This window comes from uncultured Lentibacter sp. (assembly GCF_937123735.1).
Classification (GTDB): Bacteria; Pseudomonadota; Alphaproteobacteria; order Rhodobacterales; family Rhodobacteraceae; genus Lentibacter.
In genome coordinates this window covers 111,207-130,310 of the sequence record NZ_CAKZKL010000032.1, presented here as the reverse complement: position 1 = coordinate 130,310, position 19,104 = coordinate 111,207, and the positions used below count along the sequence as shown (strand labels likewise).

Here is a 19,104-nt window from a genome sequence, read left to right as displayed (position 1 = left end):
GTTTGTGCAAGGGTTAATCTGGGTAAATGTTGATCGTCGCAGGTTGCGGTCATGTGTCCGGCCTGTTTACGCGGTACATCTGACCGCTGGCCCTGATGAAGTCCGCTTGCCGGGTCCCAATCAGAACAACGAGCTTGAAAGCCCTGACAGCACCTCGGGTTAAGCGCTTGGCGAAATTGCAGAATGATTGCTTTCCGTCCGCATGCCATCCAATGTGTCTAAGACAATTTCGAGCAATGGAGCGCGGACCCGGAATCGTGAGTGGGTTGCGCCTCCCCTCGACAGGCTATCAACAGAGCAATTGCCCAATGTTGGATCAGCGCAGCCTTTGAGAGGCTGCGCGAAAGGGGCGATGCCACTTATCTTACAGAAAAATTCTGCCGAAAACTCAGAAGAGAAGCGCCTGATAGGCGTCGCGCAACTCCTTCTTTTGCACTTTTCCCATAGTATTTCGCGGCAGTGCGTCTTGAAACACCACTCGCTTGGGCTGTTTGAACCGTGCCAACGCCGGTGCAATGGCAGTTAGGATGCACTGTTCGGTCGGTGCGCTGCCCGGTTTGGGAACCACCACCGCGACTACGGCTTCGCCGAAGTCTTTGTGAGGCACACCGATCACCGCGCTTTCCAACACTTCTGGCAGATCGTCGATCAGCAATTCCAGTTCCTTGGGATAAACATTGTAGCCCCCGGTAATGATCAGGTCTTTGGATCTGCCGACAATGGAAACGTACCCGTCTGCGTCGATCTGGGCGAGATCCCCGGTTATGAAAAAACCGTTTTCACGCAATTCCTCGGCCGTTTTTTCGGGCATGCGCCAATAGCCGGAGAACACATTAGGTCCCCGCACTTCCAAGACGCCCACTTCGCCGGTGGGTAGTGCTTGCCCGGTTTTGGGATCGGTCACTTTGACTTCCACCCCTGGCAGAGGGAACCCGACAGTGCCGGCGCGACGGTCGCCGTCATAGGGGTTTGAGGTATTCATATTGGTTTCGGTCATGCCGTAGCGTTCGAGGATCGCGTGGCCGGTCACCGCGCGCCAGCGATCATGGGTTTCCGACAGTAGCGGTGCGGAGCCCGATACAAAGAGCCGCATGCCCTGTGCCGCATCGGCCAGGCCATCGGTTTCAAGCAGGCGAACGTAGAAGGTGGGTAGGCCATGGGAAGATCCTCCGATCTCGACGGGATGTTGAGCATTGGGAAAGCGCAAGGAGACCTGCAGCGGCAGGCAGACCCGGCGTTTCCCGGCAAAGGGCGCAGAGTCATGCGGCACATGGCCCTCGAAGACGACGAGCGTGCCCGTCCGAGGTCGCACATCGAGCCAGCTGCCGGTGAAGGTGGCAGGGTTGCGGTTGGGCCAGAGCCGATGGCCCCGGCCTGCGGGGTCATAGAACCGAAGCGCCCCCTCGCGATACCGCTGGGGTCCCGCGTCCCCAAAATCGACCTCGGGGTAATAGGTTACGACGAGGTCTGCACGTGGATGGGTATGGGCGAAGATGCCGATCGTCTCGCCAGTCCCATCGTCTTGGACGAAGGGTTCAGCGATCGCGGTCAGGCTTTCGGGCAGCTCCGCCCCAAAGCCCCGGTGCAGATATTCTGCCACACCGGCGCGGGCGACAGAGAGCCAGGCCTCGACGGCCACATCACCACGATGCTCGGCCAAGAGATTATGCCGGATATGGCCAAAGGGGCTGGCCGAGGTACCTAGGTTACGTGGATCGGTATCATCGACCACGCGGTGCCGCGCGGCATCCTCGATGGCGATCTCCGCAAGGCGCCGGTTTAACTCCGCTGTCAGCAAATCATGCTTCACCAGCACGAAGCTGGGATAGAGGGCTGTAAACATGGTGCGCCTCCTCACACCACAGCCACATCAACACGACCCACAGCGGTGTAATGGTCGGTGTTGATCTTGAGGGAGAGCGTTTCCCCGGAGCGTAGCCCCAGGGCACAAGCCCGGATCACCGCCCTTCCCTGCGCATCGGTCAGAACGCGGCTTTGCGGGACATAACCCGAGAGCACTTCGAGTTTCAGGCGCGTGGCATGGGCAAGCGGCGCGCCATCGGCGTTTTCGACAAGCTGGAGCGGGATCTCGACCCAGCCGTCAGGAGCAACCGTCAGGGTTTCTGGAACGGAGGCGGACCAATAGTAGCGCAAATAGCCGCGAGCATCGCTAGGTGCGTCGGCCTCCGTCAAGAGAGCCGGATCAGCGTTGCCGCCAAATCCGAACGACCCCGCGAAGGGCAGGATGATCCGCGTGTCGGCAAAATGCCCCGTCGCAATCGGCATCCAGACATAGCAGGCGATCCCTGCCCCGCGCTTGGCCCGATTCCGCCGGCCGTATTCATTCTTGTCCCAGCGAGAGGTGATGAGCCGGTTGTCCCAGGTCGACAGCATGCCGTCGTCATCGACGGGGATCTCGAACCGGCTGTAATCGACGATTTCATCTGCGCCCTGGAGATCTGTGAGATCAAAGGCGACATGGCTGCGATAGGCGAGCAGCGCTCAAGGCGTGCCTGGATCCTCAATCGCGTAACCCGGGAAGAAGGATTTGGGCACGCCCGCGTCTGAGGGCCCCTCGAGGATGGGCCCCGCCAATGTGGCCATGTCCGTGACGGCCAATCCGTCGAGCGTTGCGACCCGCTGGAACGCCACAAGGGTCAGGCGCGTGTCGGTGAGCGATACGCCGATCCGCAACGGCGCATCATGGGTCAGGCGATAAAGCCCGGTATCAGTCGCGTGCATCAAGGCGCTCCTTCATGTGTGCGAGTTCGGCATGCAGGTCCTTGATCGCCTCGACGAGGAGACCCACGAGATTGCCATAGGCGAGACGCAGGAGCCCATCGACCTCGGTGACAGCTTCCGGCGCAACGGCCTGGACGTCCTGCGCGATCAGACCCATCTGTCGGGCGGACTGGCCGTCCATCCGATAGGTGACGCCTGTCAGCGCCTGCACTTTGGCCAGCGCATCCGCGATGGGCGCAATGTCGGCTTTGAGCCGCACATCAGAGGAGGAGACAAAGTTCGGCGCGGTCACCGTGCCGGTGAAGGTCGCCCCTGTCAGTTTGGCAAAGGCACTGGCATGACTGCCATCAAGCAAGTCGGCATCAATGCCAGAGCCAGCCCCATCCACGGTCACCAGCTTGGCCAGAACCTGAGCGGCCGTGTCCGGGGACCCATCTGCTCCTGCTGGGCCCTGTGGGCCAGTGGCGCCGGTTGATCCGGTAGGCCCTTGTGGCCCAGTGGCTCCAGTATCGCCCTTGAGGTTCACATAAGCGCCCCAGGACGTACCCGAGTAAAACCGCAGGCTGGTGCCCGACCATTGATGCGCGGGCGTTGGACCCGTGGCACCGGTCGCCCCAGTGGGACCTGTGGCCCCCTGAGGTCCGGTCGCACCAGTATCCCCTTTTGGACCCGTGGCCCCAGTTGGGCCGGCTGGCCCTTGCGGACCAGTTGGTCCGGTCGCGCCGGTTGCTCCTTGGGGCCCAGCTGGGCCAGTTGGGCCCTGAGGCCCTGTCTGTCCAAGCTCAATGACAGTTTCCGCGCCAGAGACACGCTTCAGATAGAGCTTGCCGTCGGGCACGTTCACGGCGAGTTCCCCAGCCGCAAGCTGCGCCGCTGTCGGCACACGACCAGCGACAGTCGTGCGCTTGAGAAGAAGCGTATTGGCCATGATCAGAAGGTCCCGCCATCGAGAGTGATGCCGTTGATGGCGCCACCCGTGATCGCAACAGCATTTGCGTTTTGCGTGGCCATGGACCCCAGCCCGAGGTTCGAACGTGCTGTCGTTTTGTTCGGCAGATCAGAGAGGTTCGAGGCCGCGGCGAGTTTGCCCGCCAGCGCATTGGTGACCGTGGTCGCAAAGTTCGGATCATCGCCAAGAGCCGCCGCCAATTCATTCAGTGTGTCCATGGCGCCAGGAGCGGCATCAATAAGTGCACCGATGGCGGCAGCTACAAAGGCTGTAGTCGCCAATTGGGTGGTGTTGGTCCCTGCAGCCGCTGTTGGTGCTGTCGGTGTCCCACTGAGTGCCGGTGAGGCCAGCGGCGCCTTGGCATCCAGCACCGTCTGGAGCCCGGTGACCTGTGCGATCGAGTGGCTGTGGCTGGAGGGCGTAAAGCTCGTGGGCTTGCCGGTGATCCCGGCCCAGGGAGCGGCATCCGCAACTTCTGCCGCATCCACCTTGCCATCATTGTCCGTGTCATAGGTGGATTTTGCCATGTCTCCGGCGCCAAAACCGGCAATGGCCTCATTGACGAAGGCTGTCGTTGCAATCTGCGTGGAGTTCGTGCCTGCGACAGGCGTCGGTGCTGTCGGCGCACCAGAGAAGCCTGGCGAGGCCAAGGGGGCCTTGGCGGCCAGCAGACTATCGACTTGAGACTTGCGGATAAGATCAGTCCCGCGGCTTGCATCTTGGCTCGACTTTGGCACCGTCGAGAAGGTCTTGGCCCCGGCGATGGTTTGCGTACCGACTAGCGCCAGAAAGCCACCAGACCCCGCCACAGGGACAATGGAGGTCGCATTGCCGGCCCCGTCGTCGCCCTTGCCGACATAGACCGTGTTGTCGACTTCGTTATGCGCCAGTTCGCCGGACTTGAGGGCTGCGGGCGCGCCTGCGACGCCAGAGACCCGGCGTTTGAGTTGGATGGTATTGGCCATCAGAAAAATCCTCCATTGATGGGCGCGTCGGTGGGCAGGATCGTGATGCCTGGATCACCTTGATCGCCCTTGTCGCCTTGTGGGCCGGTCGCCCCTTGCGGTCCAGGTTGGCCACCAAGGCGAATGCGGAAGGGCCCAGTGACGACGCGCACCTTGATGGGCGCAGAGATAGTGATGGGACCTGTTTGCGGGACCGCTGCACTCATGGGCTGAGCCCTCGCGTCACCGGCAGCATCACGGGGATCTCAATGAGAAAGCCCAAGTGCAGGTCTGGCTCGAGATCGGTGCGCACCAAATCCAGCACCACACGGCCGGGCGTGAGCCCTGCGGTTTGGGAGGGCGTCAAAGACAGTTCCAACACCGTGTCGGTGATGTGCTCTATCCCGCCATCAGCGCTTGAGAGTTCTGCAAGCAGCGTCGGATCACTGGGTTTAAGACGGAGATGGCCAGCATAGCTTGCGCCTTCGACAAAGACCGGTGCCTCTGCCTCAATCTGCAGCCGCCAAGCATAAGTACACATTCCGACGCTCGGGATGGGGATTTGTGATTGGCATATCTTACCCCGCTCTGAATTCAAACTTCCGACCGTCCTACGCCCGTCCCTCGGATTCGAAACGTATTTTGCTATCGGTTACACTTTCGAAAAGGGCGCTCGCCCAAAATCGCCAAGCGTCTGTAATTAAACACTATTTTGAAAGCGTCCTTCTGGAGGCCTAGGGCGGTCGATTAGAGACAAATGCGGTTCAGAGACCGATTTTGACCGCTTTGGCAGTCTCTGAAGGGCGGTCACCATGACTAAACCCCTTTGAAACCAAAAGAAAAAAGGGCCCCGCGAGGGCCCATCTTAGGTTTCGGCAAGTGTAGGTGGCGGAGGAGGTGGGATTCGAACCCACGGAGGGCGTTAACCCTCGTCGGTTTTCAAGACCGGTGCATTCAACCACTCTGCCACTCCTCCGACGCGGCTTCCTTAGCCTGTGATGGCGGCGGTGAAAACCTCAAAAACGCGCTCGGGCGACAGAATTTTGTTTTTTCCACACGGCGCGGGCTGTGATGACGAAAATATGCCGATTTTGAAGGCCAGACTTTTCATGGAGGGCGCAAAACGCTAAACTCGTTTCAAAGCGTGTGAAAAAGCGTGAAATGTGGTGCGTGCAGGCATGTGGCAATGCGGCGCGATAGTTTGGCAGAGAGCATAATGCAAAACCTGATCAGTGACAGAAAAATCCTTGCAACCGGGCGTTTTGGCCTTCTTTTGGGCGGGTTTCTCGCTTTGGCGGGGTGTGAAGAGGGCCAGCAGCTGGCGCTGTTTGCGCCCAAACCGGCGCAGGACAGCGCAGAGGTGAGCAGCCAGCGCACGGTTGAGCGCGATGTTGAGGCGCCCGATGTTTTTCAGGCCAGCGAGGCCGGGCTTTGGGATGGTCGCCCCTCGCTTGGCGGGATTTGGGTGGCGCATCCGGATGTGACCGAGCCTGAGCGGGTGATTGTGCGCAACCCGGAAAACGGCAAGTTTGTTGTCGGGGCGCTGTTCAGACGCGAGCGCGACAACCCCGGGCCGCGCTTGCAGGTGTCCTCGGATGCCGCAGAGGCGTTGGGGATGTTGGCCGGTGCGCCCAAAGAGCTGACGGTGACGGCGCTGCGCCGCGAGGAGGTGGCCGTGCAAGAGGAGGTCACAGAGGCCGAGGGGCTGAGTGCGCCCGAGTTTGTGCAAGAGAGCACGCTTGATCCGATCGAGAGCGCGAGCGCGGCGATTGACGCCATCGAGGCGGTTGAAGCGCAGGCCCAGGCACCGCAGCCCGCGCGGGTGGGCAGCTCTTCGCTGGCCAAGCCCTATGTGCAGATCGGGATTTTCAGTGTGGAGCAAAATGCGCTCAACACGGCCACGGCGATGCGCACGGCGGGGATGATTCCGACGGTGAAAGAGTTGGGTCTGAACGGCAAGACATTCTGGCGGGTGATCGTGGGCCCGGCGCAGGGCAAATCTGATTTGACGCAGTTGTTGAAAAAGGTGAAGTCTCAGGGCTTTACCGATGCTTACGCTGTGAAGAACTAGGGCAGGCAGGGGCAAACAGGGAGAGCGCTTATGACGTTCAGGATCATTTTGGCGCTGTCATGTGTTGTGGCCCTTTGGGGGCTGCCACGCCCGCTTGCGGCCTTTGAAACGCAGGCGAGCTCGGCTTTTGTGATAGATCACACGACCGGCACCGTGCTTTTGGCCAAGGAGGCCGATGTGCCGTTGCCGCCGGCCTCGATGAGCAAGCTGATGACACTTTATGTGGCCTTTGAGGCGGTGCGCGATGGGCGGCTCAAGCTGGACGAGCGGCTGCGGGTGTCGGACCATGCGATGAGCTATGGCGGCTCGACATTGTTTTTGCAGGCGGGCGAGCGGGTGCGCGTGGAAGATCTGTTGCGCGGGATCATTGTGTTGTCGGGCAATGATGCCTGCGCCGTGATTGCCGAAACCCTGAGCCCGGATGGCACCGAGGCCGGGTTTTCGCGCTTCATGACAGAGCGGGCCCGCGAGATGGGTATGCGCCATGCGACCTTTGCCAACGCCAGCGGCTGGCCGGATCCGCGCCACCGGATGTCGATGCGGGATCTGGCCATTCTGGCTGCGCGGATCATTGAGGATTTCCCCGAATTTTACGAGATGTTTGCGGAAAAAGAGTTTCTGTTTGACGAGACCGAAGCCCAGAACCGCACCAACCGCAACCCGCTCTTGGGGCTTGGGATCGGCGCGGACGGGTTGAAGACAGGCCACACGCAGGAAGCGGGCTACGGGCTTGTCGGCTCTGTGAAGCAGGGCGAGCGGCGGATTATTTTCGTGATTTCCGGGCTGCAAACCGAGCAGGCGCGGGCCCGGGAGGCCGAGGCGATCACCAACTGGGCGTTTCGGCATTTCCGGCAGGCGGAGCTTTTGAAGCAGGATGAGATCGTGGCGCAGGCCGCTGTCTGGATGGGCACGGCGGCAGAGGTGCCCTTGCGCGCGGCGGCGCCGGTCGTGACGCTGGTGCCGGCGGGGGGGGGCGCGACTGTGCAGGCGGAGGTTGTCTATGACGGTCCGCTGCGCGCCCCGGTGATGCAGGGTGACAGGGTGGGCAAGCTGATCTTGCGGCCCGAGGGGCTTGAGCCTGTCGAGGTGCCGCTTCTGGCGGATAAGACCGTTGAATTGGGCGGGGTTATGGTGCGCCTGAAGACGGCCTCCCAGCGGGTGATACGCCAGCTTCTGGCCGGAGCCGAGGGCGCGTTTTGACGGCAACAGGCGCAAGGTTTATCACGCTGGAAGGTGTGGACGGGTCGGGGAAATCGACCCAGGCGCAGCGCATGAAAGAGGCGCTGGAGGCGGAGGGCCGCTCTGTTGTGCTCACCCGCGAGCCGGGCGGCTCTGTCGGAGCGGAAGAAATCCGCCGTCTTGTGCTGGAGGGCGATCCGGAGCGCTGGTCGGCGGAAACCGAGATTTTGCTTTTCACTGCGGCGCGGCGCGACCATCTGGAGCGCACCATCGAGCCGGCGCTGGCGGCGGGGCAGATTGTGATCTGTGATCGCTTTGTGGATTCGACCCGCGTTTACCAGGGGCTGACCCGGGGCGATCTACGCGGGGTGATTGATGATCTGCACAGGATGATGATCGGCCGGGAGGCCGATTTGACGCTCCTGTTTGATATGGACCCGAAGCTGGGGCTTGCCCGTGCAAAGGCGCGCCAGACGGTGGAGGAGCGCTTTGAAGATATGGGTCTTGAGATGCAGATCAGGATGCGCGCAGGCTTTCTGGAGCTGGCCGCGCAGGCGCCCGAGCGCTTTGCGGTGATTGACGCGGGGCGCGCTGTGGAGGCGGTGGCCAGCGATGTTCTGGCGGCTGTGAAGGCGGCGCTCTGATGGCGGAGGCGGCGCTGATTGAGCCGGACCGTCTGGACGGCACGCCCCACCCGCGCGACACGCGCGCGCTGTACGGGCAGAGCGCGGCAGAAGCGCGGTTTTTGCAGGCTTACAACGCGGGGCGGTTGCACCACGCCTGGCTCTTGACGGGCCCCAAGGGTGTGGGCAAGGCCACGCTGGCCTGGCGGATTGCGCGGTTTTTGCTCACGCAGGACGAGAGCGCTGGCGCGGGGATGTTTGGCGCAGCACTTGCGCCGGAGAGCCTTGCGGTTGCGCCCGAGCACCCTGTGGTGAAGCGGATGCTGGCGGGGAGCGAGTCTCGGCTCTTCAAGATCACCCGGAGCGTGAACCCCGACACAAAGCGTATGCGGGATGTGATCGCTGTGGATGATGTGCGCGCGCTGGGGCGGTTTTTGTCGATGTCCGCCGCCGAGGGCGGGCGGCGTGTGGTCATTCTGGACGCCGCCGACGAGATGAACACGCAGGCGGCCAATGCGCTTTTGAAGATGCTCGAAGAGCCGCCCAAGCTGACAACTTTTCTGCTGATTGCCCATCAGCCTGCGGGGCTCTTGCCGACGATCCGCTCGCGTTGCCGCGAGCTGCGGCTCGCAACGCTTTTGCCTGAGGATATGGCCGCAGCTTTGCAAGAAGCGGGGGTTGAGGCCGATCTGGACGCGGCGGCAGCGCTGGCGCTGAGCACGCTTTCGGGCGGCTCTGTGGGCGCGGCGGCGCGGATGCACGCGCTGGAGGGGCTGGTGCTCTATGGCGAGTTGATCGCGATTTTTGAGAGCCTGCCCAAGCTTGACCGCGCACGGGTGATGCGCCTTTCGGAAGCCTTTGCGGCGCGGGGCAGCGAGCAGAAGCTTGATTTGCTGCTCGTGCTTTTGGAGACGCTGCTGTTTCGCCTTGCGCGGGCGGGCGCGCTGGGCGCGGCGGCGGAGTTGGCGCACCCTGCCGAGCCTGAGCTTTTTGCCCGCCTGTCGCCCGATGCGCGCGTGGCGCAGAGCTGGGCGCTGCTTTCGGAGACGCTGTTGGCGCGGGCGCGCCACGGGCGGGCGGTGAACCTTGACCCTGCCGCGCTGATCCTTGATACGTTCTTGCGTATTCAACGATCCGTGGCAGAGCAAAACGCAAGATGACACCTGACCCCAAGATAACCGACAGCCACTGCCACCTTGATTTCCCCGATTTTGACGCAGACCGCGCGGCCTATGTTGAGCGCGCTGTCAAGGCGGGTGTGCACCGGATGGTGACGATCTGCACACGGCTGAAAAACGAGCCAAGCGTGCGCGCGATTGCCGAAGAATTTGCGCCGGTGTTTTACGCGGCGGGCACGCACCCCATGAGTGCGGCGGAAGAGCCTTTGACCAGCGTTGACGCGCTCTGCCGCATTGCGCAGCACCCCAAGATGGTGGGGATTGGCGAGACCGGGCTTGATTATCATTACACCGCCGAGAGCCGCGATATTCAGCAAGAGAGCCTGCGCATTCATTGTGCGGCGGCAGCGGAAGCGGGTTTGCCGCTCATCATCCATGCCCGCGCGGCGGACGAGGATATGGCGCGCATTCTGGCCGAAGAGCACAGAAACGCCGCCTTTGACTGTGTGATGCATTGTTTCTCCTCCAGCCGTGAACTGGCCGAGGCGGCGCTTAAGCTTGGGTTTTATCTTTCGATGTCGGGGATCGGGACTTTTCCGAAAAGTCAGGAAATCCGCGATATTTTTGCCAGCGCCCCTGTGGAGCGCGTTCTGGTTGAAACCGATGCGCCCTATCTTGCGCCACCGCCCTTTCGCGGCAAGCAGAACGAGCCTTCCTATGTGGTGCACACCGCCAAGGTTGCGGCGGAGGTCTTTGGGCTGTCTTACGAAGACTTTGCCTTGCAATGCGAGGCGAACTTCGAGCGGCTCTTTACCAAGGCGGTGTTGGCATGAGCGACAGGCTGCGCTTTACCATTCTGGGCTGCGGCTCTTCGGGGGGTGTGCCGCGGCTTGGCGGGCATTGGGGAGAGTGTGACCCGAAGAACCCCAAGAACACGCGCCGCCGCTGCTCTATGCTTGTAGAGCGGGTGGGGGCTGCGGGCATCACGCGGGTGTTGATTGACACCTCGCCAGATATGCGCGCGCAGCTTCTGGATGCGGGTGTGGGCGCGCTGGACGCGGTGGTTTACACGCACAGCCACGCTGATCATGTGCATGGTCTGGATGACTTGCGCATGATTGTGTTCAACCAGCGTGCGCGTTTGCAGGTTTGGGCGGATGGCGACACGCAGCGCGACCTTTATGCGCGGTTCGGCTATGCTTTTGTGCAGCCCAAGGACAGCCCCTATCCACCCATTTTGGACATGAACACAATCGACGGGCGCTTTGAGATTGCGGGCAAGGGCGGCACGATCAGCCTTTTGCCCTTTGAGGTCAATCACGGCTCGATCGAGGCTTTGGGCTTTCGCATGGGGGGCTTGGCCTATTTGCCGGATGTGGCCGAAATGTCGGAAGAGGCGTGGCTGGCTGTGGAGGGGCTCGATGTTTGGGTGTTGGACGCGCTGCGGCGCACGCCGCACCCGACCCATGCCCACCTGGCCAAGGCGCTGGCGTGGATCGAGCAGGCCGCGCCGAAGCGGGCGGTGCTGACGAACATGCATATTGATCTGGACTATGCCGCCGTGGAGGCAGAGACGCCTGCGCATATCACCCCGGCTTTTGACGGGATGGTGATCGAGCTGGACGCTTGACATGCAGGCGCTGCTGGATGTGATCCTGCCCGTGTTTCTGGTGGTTGGCGCGGGCTACGCCACGGTGCGCTTTGCGCTGTTCAGTGACCAGATCATTGATGCGGTGATGAAATATACCCAGAACTTCGCGATCCCTGCTTTGCTTTTTAAGGCGATTGCGGGGCTGGACCTGGGCCAGAGCTTTGACCCGGCCTTGCTGCTCAGCTTTTACACCGGCTCTGCCACCTGCTTTTTTGTGGGGCTGCTCGCAGCGCGCTATCTGTTCAGGCGCGATTGGGAAGACAGCGTGGCCATCGGCTTTTGCTGTTTGTTTGCCAATTCGGTGATGATGGGGCTGGCGATTACGGAGCGGGCCTATGGCACGGCGGCGCTGGCGGCGAATTATGCGATTGTCGCGGTGCATTCGCCGTTTTGCTATGGCCTCGGGATCACCGCGATGGAAATTGCCCGCGCCCATGCCACGGGCCAGCCCGCGCGCACGCTGCCTAAAACCGTTGGGCGGGCGATGTTTTCCAATGCGCTGGTATTGGGCATTTTGCTCGGCTTTGCTGTAAACCTGAGCGGGCTGGCGCTGCCACAGGTGGGGCGCGATGCGCTGGATATGATTGTGCGCACGGCGCTGCCCTTGGCGCTGTTTGGCCTTGGGGGGGTGCTGGTGCGCTACAAGATCCGTGGAGATGCCAAGATCGTGGCCACTGTCTGTGCGGTGTCGCTGGTCTTGCACCCGCTTGTGGTGTGGAACATGGGAAAGGTGATGCAGCTGGATGTGGGGCAGTATCGCTCGGCGGTGCTGACGGCCGCGATGGCCCCCGGTGTGAACACCTATATTTTTGCCTCCATGTACGGGAAGGCACAAAAAATCGCCGCGACCTCTGTTCTGGTCGCGACGAGCCTGTCGGTTCTGTCAATCTGGCTGTGGCTGGGCGGGTTGCCCTAGGCTGCTGTCGGCAGGTGGCTGTCTGGCCGGCGGGCACGGGCGCGCCGGGCGCCGCGGTGCCAGGGCATGGTGCTGGCCTCGGTTTGGCTGGCCTTGATCATGGCCGCAAGCCAGCGCCTGCGCTTGGGAAGGTCTTGCATGGGTCTCATCCTCATCTGCGCAAAAAGCTGCGCTTTATTGTTTCGCAGGAGTGACTAAAGCGGTTGATTGGGGCCTTGGTTGGGCAAATTAGCGACAATTTTTATGAAATTTGTCGCGTTGCGTGGCCCGGCGCTAGAGGCGGATGACGGAGACGAGGCGTCCGTAGTCCTTTTCCGCGCGGTGGGTGGTGCGGCGGTAGCTGTAAAAGCGGGCCTCGTCGGCGTAGGTGCAATGGCCTGTCCATGAGGTTTGGCCGACGCCGCGCGCGCGCAGGCGCGACAGGCCGAAAGACGGCAGATCAAACAGGTATTTGTCTGCGGCTTGGCCGTTGGTAAAGAAGCGCGCGGCTTCCGGGTCTTCATCCATGAAGCGCTCAAAGAACTCTTGCCCGACTTCATAGGCGCGTTGCGAGATGCAGGGGCCGATCACGGCGGAGATGTTTTCAGCGCGCGCGCCGAGGGCTTCCATCGCGTCAACCGTGGCCTCCAGCACGCCCGCTTCGGCCCCTTTCCAGCCCGCATGGGCCGCGCCGATGACACCGGCGGAGGTATCGGCAAAGAGCACCGGCTGGCAATCGGCTGTCAGGATGGCGAGGCCGAGGCCGGGTGTGGCGGTGACCATGGCATCGGCGCGGGGCTTATCGGCCTGCGGCGCCGTGACGTGAACCACATCGGGGGAGTGGACCTGATGGACGGAGACCAGCGTTTCGGGTGTCAGCGCGAGGGCTTCGGCCACGCGGGCGCGGTTGAGCGCGACGATTTCGCTTTGATCGGAGCTTCCCTGCCCGCAGTTGAGCCCTGCAAAAACGCCCGAAGACGCGCCGCCCTTGCGGGTGAAGAACCCGTGGGCGAGGGGCGCGAGCTGTGCATCGGTTATGATCTCAAGCGTCATCGTCAAGTCCTGCTGGGGCGTGCGTGCCTTGGGGCATGAGTGCCATGACTTTGAAGAGGCTCCCCATTTCTTCGGGGTGCGTCAAGCGGCGATGTGCTGCGATGTGGTTTTGAAGCGCTCCATCTCTGAGGTTTTGCGCAAGGGTCTCAGCGCGGGCGGTGATGCCGAGGCGCTCCAGAAAGACGCCTTGGGGCGTGAGCGCGCTGTGCGCAGCGGGGGCGGCGGCGCGGGCGAGGGCGGCAAAATCGACATGTGCGGTGAGATCGGCTTCGCCGGGGCTTTCCAGCGGGCTGACCTTTTCATGTGCCTTGACGGCTTGGAAGCTGTCGCCTGTTGGCTGCCAGTCGCCATAGTCGATGATCAGCGCTGTGCCGCCGTGCGTGGCGATATGCGCGCCGATTTCGCTGGCCACGGCCTCGGCATGGCCTGAAAGTGTGACGATATCGCCTTCGGCTGTGTCGCTCAGGCGATGCTCCAGCGCGGCGAGCGGGGCGGCTTCTGTGAGGCCGAAGGCAAGCGCGCCCTCGCTGAGGCCGACGACCCGCTCGCGCCAGCCGCCCGTATCGCGGATGAACTGGCGGATGGGCAGGGCATCAAAGAACTCGTTGGCAACCAGAAAGAGCGGCTGGGCCTTGGGCGCGAAGCTGTTGGCCCATGTCGGGCTGTGGCCTGTGAGCGCCTCGGCTTGGCGGGCGCGCAGGGCGGGAGACGTCTCGATGAGCAACAGTTCGGCGGCGGCGTGAAAGCCCGGCACGGCGCGGGTGGCGCGCAGGATATCAGCCATGAGCGTGCCACGGCCGGGGCCAAGCTCGGCCAGTGTAAAGGGGGCCGGTGCGCCTGCATCAAGCCAGCTTTGCGCAAGGCAGAGGCCAAGCAGCTCGCCGAACATCTGGGAAATTTCGGGGGCTGTGGTGAAATCCCCCGCTGCGCCCAGGGGATCGCGGGTGGTGTAATAGCCGTGCTCCGGGTGCTGGAGGCACAGCGCCATGAACTCGGCCAGCGTGAGCGGGCCGCTGGCGCGGATGAGGGACGTGATATGGTTTGTGAGGGCCGTCATGGAGCCGGCTGGCGGCGCGCCCAGAGGATGATGGCAAGCCCTGCGAGCACCATGGGCAGCGACAGGATTTGGCCCATGGTGAGGCCCATGAGCACATGGCCAAGCGGGTTTTCTGTTGTGATGAACTGCGCATCGGGCTGGCGGAACTGCTCGACCACAAAGCGCGCGAGGCCGTAGCCCGCCACGAAGACGCCTGTTATGAGCCCGCGTGTCTTGAGCGCGCCGCGCGCGAAGGCGAGGTAGAGCAGCACAAGCCCCAGCGTGGCCCCTTCAAGGGCGGCTTGGTAGAGCTGGGAGGGGTGGCGCGCCACTTCGGCGCCCGTGTAAAACCAATCGCCCACCGTTTCGCAGCCTTGCAGCGCAGTGTTGCGGCACATGCTGGGGAATGTCATTGCCCAGGGCACATCTGTGGGCCTGCCCCAGAGCTCGGCGTTGATGAAATTGGCCAGGCGGCCCAGCATGAGGCCCCATGGCACGCCGAGGGCGATTGTGTCGGCGGCGGCGATCTTGCTCACGCCATTGCGCGCGCACCAGATCCAGGAAGCGATGACCACGCCGAGGAAGCCGCCGTGAAAGGCCATGCCGCCTTGCCAGAGTTTGAGGATTTGCGACGGGTTGGCGAGGTAATGGGCCGGCTCGTAAAACAGCACAAAGCCGAGGCGGCCGCCGAGGATGATTCCGAGGATGATCCATGTGAGCAGGTCTTCAAGCTGCGGCTTGGTGAGCGGCGCTGTGCCGTTCCAGAGCGCGGGGCGGCTTATGGCGCGGATACTGACCCGCCATGCAAGGATGATCCCGACGATATAGGCCAGAGCATACCAGCGCAGGGAAAACTCCATGCCAAAGAGCGGGAGCGTGAAGATCTCGGGTGAGATCTCGGGAAAGGGGAGTTGTGCCAACATAAGACACGTTGTTGCCTGCCTTGCGGGGATGGTCAAGCATTGAGAATGCGTGCGGACTGCCCCATATAGGAGGCAAGCAACACGCCGAGGAGCAAAACCCCATGCAAACACGCAACAAAGTGCTGGATGACATTTCGCAACTGATGACAAATGCGATGGGCGTGGCCCAGGGCGCAAAGACCGAAGCCGAGACGGCGATGAAGTCGATGATGGACCGTTGGTTGGCGGACCGTGATTTTGTCACCCGAGAGGAGTTTGACGCGGTGCGCGCCATGGCACAGAAGGCGCGCGAAGAGAACGAAGCGCTGAAAGCGCGGCTTGATGCGCTTGAGACCCCTGCAAAGGCCGCCAAGACAACCGCCAAGAAAAAGTAAGGCTTGCCTGAGGGCTGGGGGGCTGTTTCACTTTGGTTTATGAGTGATAACGCGCCAGACCTTGATGCGGCCTACGGGCTGAAAACCCCTGAAGACAGCAAGCGGCTCTATGCGGCTTGGGCCAAGACCTATGACGCGGATTTTGCCGCGCGGATGGATTATTGCCTGCCGGAGCGGGTTGTTGCCGCCTTTGTGGCGCGGGGGCCAAGCGGGCCGATACTGGACATCGGCGCAGGCACGGGGCTTGTGGGCGCGCATTTGGCAGCGCTTGGGCTGGGGCCTGTCGATGGCGTGGACATCAGCGCTGAGATGCTCGATGTGGCTGAGGCGCGCGGGGTGTATCAACGGCTGTTTCTGGGTGATATGACCGCGCGGCTGGATGTGGCGAATGGCGCTTATGGCGCGGTTGTCTCATCGGGCACGTTCACCACGGGGCATGTGGGGCCAGAGGCCTTGGACGAGGTGCTGCGCGTGGCGGCCACGGGCGCGCAGATCGCGATATCGGTGAGCGAGGCGCATTGGCAGGCGGCGGGCTTTGCCGCGACATTTGACAGGCTTGCGGGGCAGATCGGCGATTTGGAGCTGAAGCGCGTGCGGATCTACGGCGAGAAGGCCGAGGGCGCGCATAAGGATGACGCAGGCTTCGTGGCGCTGTTTGTGAAGGGGTGAGGGAAAGCCCTGCTCGGAATCAAGGCCGCAGGCCGCCGAGCATCGCCTGACCGTCCCACGGGCTGGCGATTTGGTGAAGCTGGGCGCACGGATGATGGGCAGCACGGATTTGGCTGGCATAAAGCGCTATGTCAGAACCGTTGGATCACCATCCCCCGGTCAGGCGAAGCTCGGCTGGGCGACTGTTGCGCGAAAAGGCTCGCTTTACTCCGGAATAACCTTGCCCGGGTTCATGATCCCTTTCGGATCAAGCGCCGTTTTGATGGCGCGCATCGCTGAGAGCGCTGCTTTGTTTTTCCGCCGTGCCATGGAAGGGAGTTTGTAGGTTCCGATTCCGTGCTCGGCGGAGAAGCTGCCGCCGAAGTGGAGCACGCAGTCTTCCACGATCTCGACGATCTGCGCCTTGATTTCGGGGGTATAGTTGGGCGCTTTCACGGCGTAGTGGACATTGCCATCGCCCAAATGGGCCACAACATAGGCAAAGGCCCCGGGATCGGCTTGTTTGATGGCTGCGTCGGCACGCGCCAGAAAACTCTCAACCTTGTCGACAGGCACGGCGATGTCGTTGTTGATCACCGGCATTTGCGCGAAGACCACTTCGGCGGCGGCCTCGCGGCGGGCCCACATTTCGCGGCGCTGGGTCTCGTTCTGGGCGACCACGGCATCGCACACCACCTCGGCCTCTAAAAGCGCAGAGAGGGTTTCTTCCAGCTGGCTGGCAACCATCGGGCGGCCATCGGCCCCCGAGGCGGCTGCGGCCTCTGAGGTGGCCCCAACTTCGACGAGGACCGTATGTGCATAGGGGCTGGAGAAGGGCGCGCGCGCGCCGCTGATCTGGCGCATATGGGCGTCGATATAGGGTTTTGGCATGTATTCGAAGGCCTCGACGCTGCCACCTGTGGCCGCTTGCAGGCGGTTGAGCACGTCAAGCGCACCAGAGACGCTTTGGGTGGCGACCATGGCCGTGGCATAGGCGCGCGGCTTGGCCGAGAGCTTGAGCACGGCGGCGGTGATGATGCCGAGCGTGCCTTCGGCCCCGATAAAGAGGTGTTTGAGGTTGTAGCCGGAGTTGTCCTTGTGCAGCTCGCTCATGATGTCCATCACCTCGCCGCTGGGCAGCACAACCTCAAGCCCCAAGCACAGATCGCGCGTGTTGCCATAGCGCAAGACATTGGAGCCGCCCGCATTTGTAGCCAGGTTGCCGCCGATCATGGCAGAGCCCTGCGCCCCGAAGGTGAGCGGGAAGATCAGCCCGTGCTGCTCAACGGCCTCGCGCAGCGTGGCCAGGACGACACCCGCCTCGACAATGGCGAGCTTGGCCTCGGGGCGGATTTCGCGGATGGCGTTCATCCGCTCCAGCGAGATCATCACAGCGCCCTCGGCTGTGGCGGCGGCGGCGAGGTTGGTGTTGCCTGACACAGGGACGACGGCTGTGTTTGTGTCGCTCGCAAGCTTCACCACGGCGGCGACTTCGGCCGTCGTGGCGGGGCGGACAACGGCGAGGGGTGTCCAGCGGAATTCGTGGGTCCAGTCCTGGCTGTATTTGGCCATGTCCTCTTGTGTGAGCACATGGGCTGCCCCGACGATTTCTTTGAGTTGGTCCAGCATGTCTCTCTCCCCGTTTGGGAAAAGGTTAGTCGGACAATCCGGCCTCATCAAGCAAATGCCGCCCCATGCGGTCTTCGACCTCGATGATCCAGAGGTCAGGGTCCATGCTGCGCTGTTTGGCAAGGGAGGCGTCTACGGCGGCTTCCTCGCCTTCGGCCAGAAGCTCCCAGGCGCGGCTGTTTGTCATAAAGTCAAAACGGCGCTGAAAGGCCTGCGCGCGGCCATCAAGCGTGTTGAGCTTTACCAGCACCGCGCCGGCGGTGTCATCGCCGTGTTTGACCACGAAGGCGGGGATGTCGTGCAGCCTGAGGCGCGTGAGGTAGGCAGACACCCAGAAATCCGAGGTGAGGCGCGTCAAGCGTTGCCGTCCTTGAAATCAAGGCCCATCTCGGAGTAGCGCTCTTTTTCTTCAAGCCAGTTGGGGCGCACTTTGACTTGCAGAAAGAGGTGCACCTTGCGGCCCAGAAACTCCTCGAGCTCTTCGCGCGCGGCTTTGGAAACGGCCTTGATTGTTTCGCCGCGTTTGCCCAGCAGGATGCCTTTGTGGCCGTCGCGCATGACGTAGATGATCTGGTCGACACGCGCGGAGCCGTCTTTGCGCTCTTCCCAGGCTTCTGTCTCGACCGTGAGCTGGTAGGGCAGTTCCTGATGTAGGCGCAGGGTGAGCTTTTCGCGGGTCATTTCGGCGGCGATCATGCGCATGGGCAGATCGGCGATCTGGTCTTCGGGGTAGAGCCACGGGCCTTCGGGCAGCTCGGACGCCAACCATTCGCGCAGGGCAGAGACGCCGTGGCCGCGCTCCGCCGAGATCATGAAGGTCTGCACGAAAGGGTGCAGGGAGTTCATCTGCTCGGTGAGTTGCAAGAGAGAATCGGATTTGACCTTGTCGATCTTGTTGATCGCCAGCGCGACGTGCTGGTCGGGGTTGAGGCCCTTGAGGCTTTCAAGGATGTGCTTCACCCCTTCGGTGATGCCCCGGTGGGCCTCGATGAGCAACACGACGATATCGGCATCGGCTGCGCCGCCCCAAGCGGCGGCGACCATGGCGCGGTCCAGCCTGCGGCGGGGTTTGAAGAGGCCGGGGGTGTCGACAAAGACGAGCTGGCTGTCACCTTCAAGCGCCACACCGCGGATGCGGGCGCGGGTGGTTTGCACCTTATGGGTCACGATGCTGACCTTGGCCCCAACCATGCGGTTGAGCAGGGTGGATTTGCCAGCGTTTGGCTCTCCGATCAGGGCAACAAAGCCTGCGCGTGTGGTCATTTCAGG

Annotated in this window: 22 protein-coding genes and 1 tRNA gene; 9 read left to right on the top strand and 14 right to left on the bottom strand. The window is 62.5% G+C overall.

Going from position 1 to position 19,104, the window contains the following annotated elements:
• Positions 1-388: 388 nt before the first annotated feature.
• From Q0478_RS10630 to Q0478_RS10600, 7 genes are all read right to left on the bottom strand, one after another.
• Complete coding sequence (locus Q0478_RS10630; protein ID WP_298679069.1) at positions 389-1,843, bottom strand: AMP-binding protein; 1,455 nt, start codon at positions 1,841-1,843, stop codon at positions 389-391.
• An 11-nt stretch (positions 1,844-1,854) separates the two neighbouring features.
• Entirely contained in the window at positions 1,855-2,394 is a 540-nt protein-coding gene (locus Q0478_RS10625) for a hypothetical protein (RefSeq protein WP_298679067.1), read from the bottom strand.
• 108 nt (positions 2,395-2,502) lie between these two features.
• Positions 2,503-2,742, bottom strand: coding sequence for a hypothetical protein (locus tag Q0478_RS10620; protein ID WP_298679065.1), 240 nt, complete (start codon positions 2,740-2,742; stop codon positions 2,503-2,505).
• Positions 2,729-3,136: a tail fiber domain-containing protein gene (locus Q0478_RS10615; protein WP_298679063.1), complete on the bottom strand. Its 408-nt coding sequence runs from the start codon at positions 3,134-3,136 to the stop codon at positions 2,729-2,731. The genes Q0478_RS10620 and Q0478_RS10615 overlap by 14 nt, the downstream gene beginning before the upstream one ends.
• A 536-nt stretch (positions 3,137-3,672) precedes the next feature.
• A complete protein-coding gene (locus Q0478_RS10610; protein WP_298679061.1) occupies positions 3,673-4,656 on the bottom strand; it encodes a head decoration protein in 984 nt (327 codons plus the stop codon).
• A gap of 202 nt (positions 4,657-4,858) precedes the next feature.
• The gene (locus Q0478_RS10605) at positions 4,859-5,176 is read right to left on the bottom strand and encodes a hypothetical protein (protein WP_298679059.1); all 318 of its coding nucleotides are present in this window, start codon (positions 5,174-5,176) and stop codon (positions 4,859-4,861) included.
• A 345-nt stretch (positions 5,177-5,521) separates the two neighbouring features.
• Positions 5,522-5,611 (bottom strand) — tRNA-Ser (locus Q0478_RS10600).
• Between the two features lie 240 nt (positions 5,612-5,851).
• Here Q0478_RS10600 and Q0478_RS10595 point away from each other — a divergent pair.
• The 7 genes from Q0478_RS10595 to Q0478_RS10565 are packed head-to-tail and all read left to right on the top strand — an operon-like array spanning position 5,852 to position 12,193.
• Positions 5,852-6,706: an SPOR domain-containing protein gene (locus Q0478_RS10595; protein WP_298679057.1), complete on the top strand. Its 855-nt coding sequence runs from the start codon at positions 5,852-5,854 to the stop codon at positions 6,704-6,706.
• A gap of 30 nt (positions 6,707-6,736) precedes the next feature.
• Positions 6,737-7,906 carry a D-alanyl-D-alanine carboxypeptidase family protein gene (locus tag Q0478_RS10590; protein ID WP_298679055.1) on the top strand — a complete coding sequence of 390 codons (1,170 nt, stop codon included), beginning with the start codon at positions 6,737-6,739 and terminating at the stop codon, positions 7,904-7,906.
• Complete coding sequence (gene tmk / locus Q0478_RS10585) at positions 7,903-8,529, top strand: dTMP kinase (protein ID WP_298679053.1); 627 nt, start codon at positions 7,903-7,905, stop codon at positions 8,527-8,529. Before Q0478_RS10590 ends, tmk begins: the two co-directional genes overlap by 4 nt.
• Positions 8,529-9,668 (top strand): DNA polymerase III subunit delta', encoded by a 1,140-nt coding sequence (locus Q0478_RS10580; protein ID WP_298679051.1) that lies wholly within the window; start codon positions 8,529-8,531, stop codon positions 9,666-9,668. Before tmk ends, Q0478_RS10580 begins: the two co-directional genes overlap by 1 nt.
• The gene (locus Q0478_RS10575; protein WP_298679049.1) at positions 9,665-10,459 is read left to right on the top strand and encodes a TatD family hydrolase; all 795 of its coding nucleotides are present in this window, start codon (positions 9,665-9,667) and stop codon (positions 10,457-10,459) included. The genes Q0478_RS10580 and Q0478_RS10575 overlap by 4 nt, the downstream gene beginning before the upstream one ends.
• The gene (locus Q0478_RS10570; protein ID WP_298679047.1) at positions 10,456-11,256 is read left to right on the top strand and encodes an MBL fold metallo-hydrolase; all 801 of its coding nucleotides are present in this window, start codon (positions 10,456-10,458) and stop codon (positions 11,254-11,256) included. Before Q0478_RS10575 ends, Q0478_RS10570 begins: the two co-directional genes overlap by 4 nt.
• Before the next feature lies 1 nt (position 11,257).
• Entirely contained in the window at positions 11,258-12,193 is a 936-nt protein-coding gene (locus Q0478_RS10565; RefSeq protein ID WP_298679045.1) for an AEC family transporter, read from the top strand.
• Here Q0478_RS10565 and Q0478_RS10560 read toward each other — a convergent pair.
• The 4 genes from Q0478_RS10560 to lgt form a co-directional block, all read right to left on the bottom strand.
• Complete coding sequence (locus Q0478_RS10560; RefSeq protein WP_298679043.1) at positions 12,190-12,333, bottom strand: hypothetical protein; 144 nt, start codon at positions 12,331-12,333, stop codon at positions 12,190-12,192. The genes Q0478_RS10565 and Q0478_RS10560 overlap by 4 nt on opposite strands.
• Positions 12,334-12,466: 133 nt before the next feature.
• Positions 12,467-13,225, bottom strand: coding sequence for a peptidoglycan editing factor PgeF (gene pgeF / locus Q0478_RS10555; RefSeq protein WP_298679041.1), 759 nt, complete (start codon positions 13,223-13,225; stop codon positions 12,467-12,469).
• On the bottom strand, positions 13,215-14,282 hold the full coding sequence (locus tag Q0478_RS10550) for an SAM-dependent methyltransferase (protein ID WP_298679039.1): 1,068 nt from the start codon (positions 14,280-14,282) through the stop codon (positions 13,215-13,217). Before Q0478_RS10550 ends, pgeF begins: the two co-directional genes overlap by 11 nt.
• Positions 14,279-15,184 carry a prolipoprotein diacylglyceryl transferase gene (gene lgt, locus Q0478_RS10545; RefSeq protein WP_298679038.1) on the bottom strand — a complete coding sequence of 302 codons (906 nt, stop codon included), beginning with the start codon at positions 15,182-15,184 and terminating at the stop codon, positions 14,279-14,281. The genes Q0478_RS10550 and lgt overlap by 4 nt, the downstream gene beginning before the upstream one ends.
• Positions 15,185-15,285: 101 nt before the next feature.
• On the opposite strand from lgt, the gene Q0478_RS10540 reads away from it, so the two are divergent.
• Both Q0478_RS10540 and Q0478_RS10535 read left to right on the top strand, forming a co-directional pair.
• Positions 15,286-15,558 (top strand): accessory factor UbiK family protein, encoded by a 273-nt coding sequence (locus Q0478_RS10540; RefSeq protein WP_298679036.1) that lies wholly within the window; start codon positions 15,286-15,288, stop codon positions 15,556-15,558.
• Positions 15,559-15,597: 39 nt separating this feature from the next.
• Positions 15,598-16,227, top strand: a complete 630-nt coding sequence (locus tag Q0478_RS10535) for a class I SAM-dependent methyltransferase (RefSeq protein WP_298679034.1) — start codon at positions 15,598-15,600, stop codon at positions 16,225-16,227.
• A gap of 204 nt (positions 16,228-16,431) precedes the next feature.
• On the opposite strand, the gene Q0478_RS10530 is transcribed toward Q0478_RS10535, so the two are convergent.
• From Q0478_RS10530 to era, 3 genes are read right to left on the bottom strand one after another with little or no spacing between them, the layout of a single operon-like run.
• Positions 16,432-17,835, bottom strand: a complete 1,404-nt coding sequence (locus Q0478_RS10530; protein ID WP_298679032.1) for an FAD-binding oxidoreductase — start codon at positions 17,833-17,835, stop codon at positions 16,432-16,434.
• A 25-nt stretch (positions 17,836-17,860) separates the two neighbouring features.
• The gene (locus Q0478_RS10525; protein WP_298679030.1) at positions 17,861-18,193 is read right to left on the bottom strand and encodes a DUF1491 family protein; all 333 of its coding nucleotides are present in this window, start codon (positions 18,191-18,193) and stop codon (positions 17,861-17,863) included.
• Entirely contained in the window at positions 18,190-19,098 is a 909-nt protein-coding gene (gene era / locus Q0478_RS10520) for a GTPase Era (RefSeq protein WP_298679028.1), read from the bottom strand. Before era ends, Q0478_RS10525 begins: the two co-directional genes overlap by 4 nt.
• Between the last annotated feature and the right edge of the window lie 6 nt (positions 19,099-19,104).

Coding starts and splice junctions, on each gene's coding strand:
- Q0478_RS10630 (WP_298679069.1), bottom strand. CDS start 1,843: ATGTTTACAGCCCTCTATCCCAGCTTCGTGCTGGTGAAGCATGATTTG.
- Q0478_RS10625 (WP_298679067.1), bottom strand. CDS start 2,394: ATGCTGTCGACCTGGGACAACCGGCTCATCACCTCTCGCTGGGACAAG.
- Q0478_RS10620 (WP_298679065.1), bottom strand. CDS start 2,742: ATGCACGCGACTGATACCGGGCTTTATCGCCTGACCCATGATGCGCCG.
- Q0478_RS10610 (WP_298679061.1), bottom strand. CDS start 4,656: ATGGCCAATACCATCCAACTCAAACGCCGGGTCTCTGGCGTCGCAGGC.
- Q0478_RS10605 (WP_298679059.1), bottom strand. CDS start 5,176: ATGTGTACTTATGCTTGGCGGCTGCAGATTGAGGCAGAGGCACCGGTC.
- Q0478_RS10595 (WP_298679057.1), top strand. CDS start 5,852: ATGCAAAACCTGATCAGTGACAGAAAAATCCTTGCAACCGGGCGTTTT.
- Q0478_RS10590 (WP_298679055.1), top strand. CDS start 6,737: ATGACGTTCAGGATCATTTTGGCGCTGTCATGTGTTGTGGCCCTTTGG.
- Q0478_RS10580 (WP_298679051.1), top strand. CDS start 8,529: ATGGCGGAGGCGGCGCTGATTGAGCCGGACCGTCTGGACGGCACGCCC.
- Q0478_RS10575 (WP_298679049.1), top strand. CDS start 9,665: ATGACACCTGACCCCAAGATAACCGACAGCCACTGCCACCTTGATTTC.
- Q0478_RS10570 (WP_298679047.1), top strand. CDS start 10,456: ATGAGCGACAGGCTGCGCTTTACCATTCTGGGCTGCGGCTCTTCGGGG.
- Q0478_RS10565 (WP_298679045.1), top strand. CDS start 11,258: ATGCAGGCGCTGCTGGATGTGATCCTGCCCGTGTTTCTGGTGGTTGGC.
- Q0478_RS10560 (WP_298679043.1), bottom strand. CDS start 12,333: ATGCAAGACCTTCCCAAGCGCAGGCGCTGGCTTGCGGCCATGATCAAG.
- pgeF (WP_298679041.1), bottom strand. CDS start 13,225: ATGACGCTTGAGATCATAACCGATGCACAGCTCGCGCCCCTCGCCCAC.
- Q0478_RS10550 (WP_298679039.1), bottom strand. CDS start 14,282: ATGACGGCCCTCACAAACCATATCACGTCCCTCATCCGCGCCAGCGGC.
- lgt (WP_298679038.1), bottom strand. CDS start 15,184: ATGTTGGCACAACTCCCCTTTCCCGAGATCTCACCCGAGATCTTCACG.
- Q0478_RS10540 (WP_298679036.1), top strand. CDS start 15,286: ATGCAAACACGCAACAAAGTGCTGGATGACATTTCGCAACTGATGACA.
- Q0478_RS10535 (WP_298679034.1), top strand. CDS start 15,598: ATGAGTGATAACGCGCCAGACCTTGATGCGGCCTACGGGCTGAAAACC.
- Q0478_RS10530 (WP_298679032.1), bottom strand. CDS start 17,835: ATGCTGGACCAACTCAAAGAAATCGTCGGGGCAGCCCATGTGCTCACA.
- era (WP_298679028.1), bottom strand. CDS start 19,098: ATGACCACACGCGCAGGCTTTGTTGCCCTGATCGGAGAGCCAAACGCT.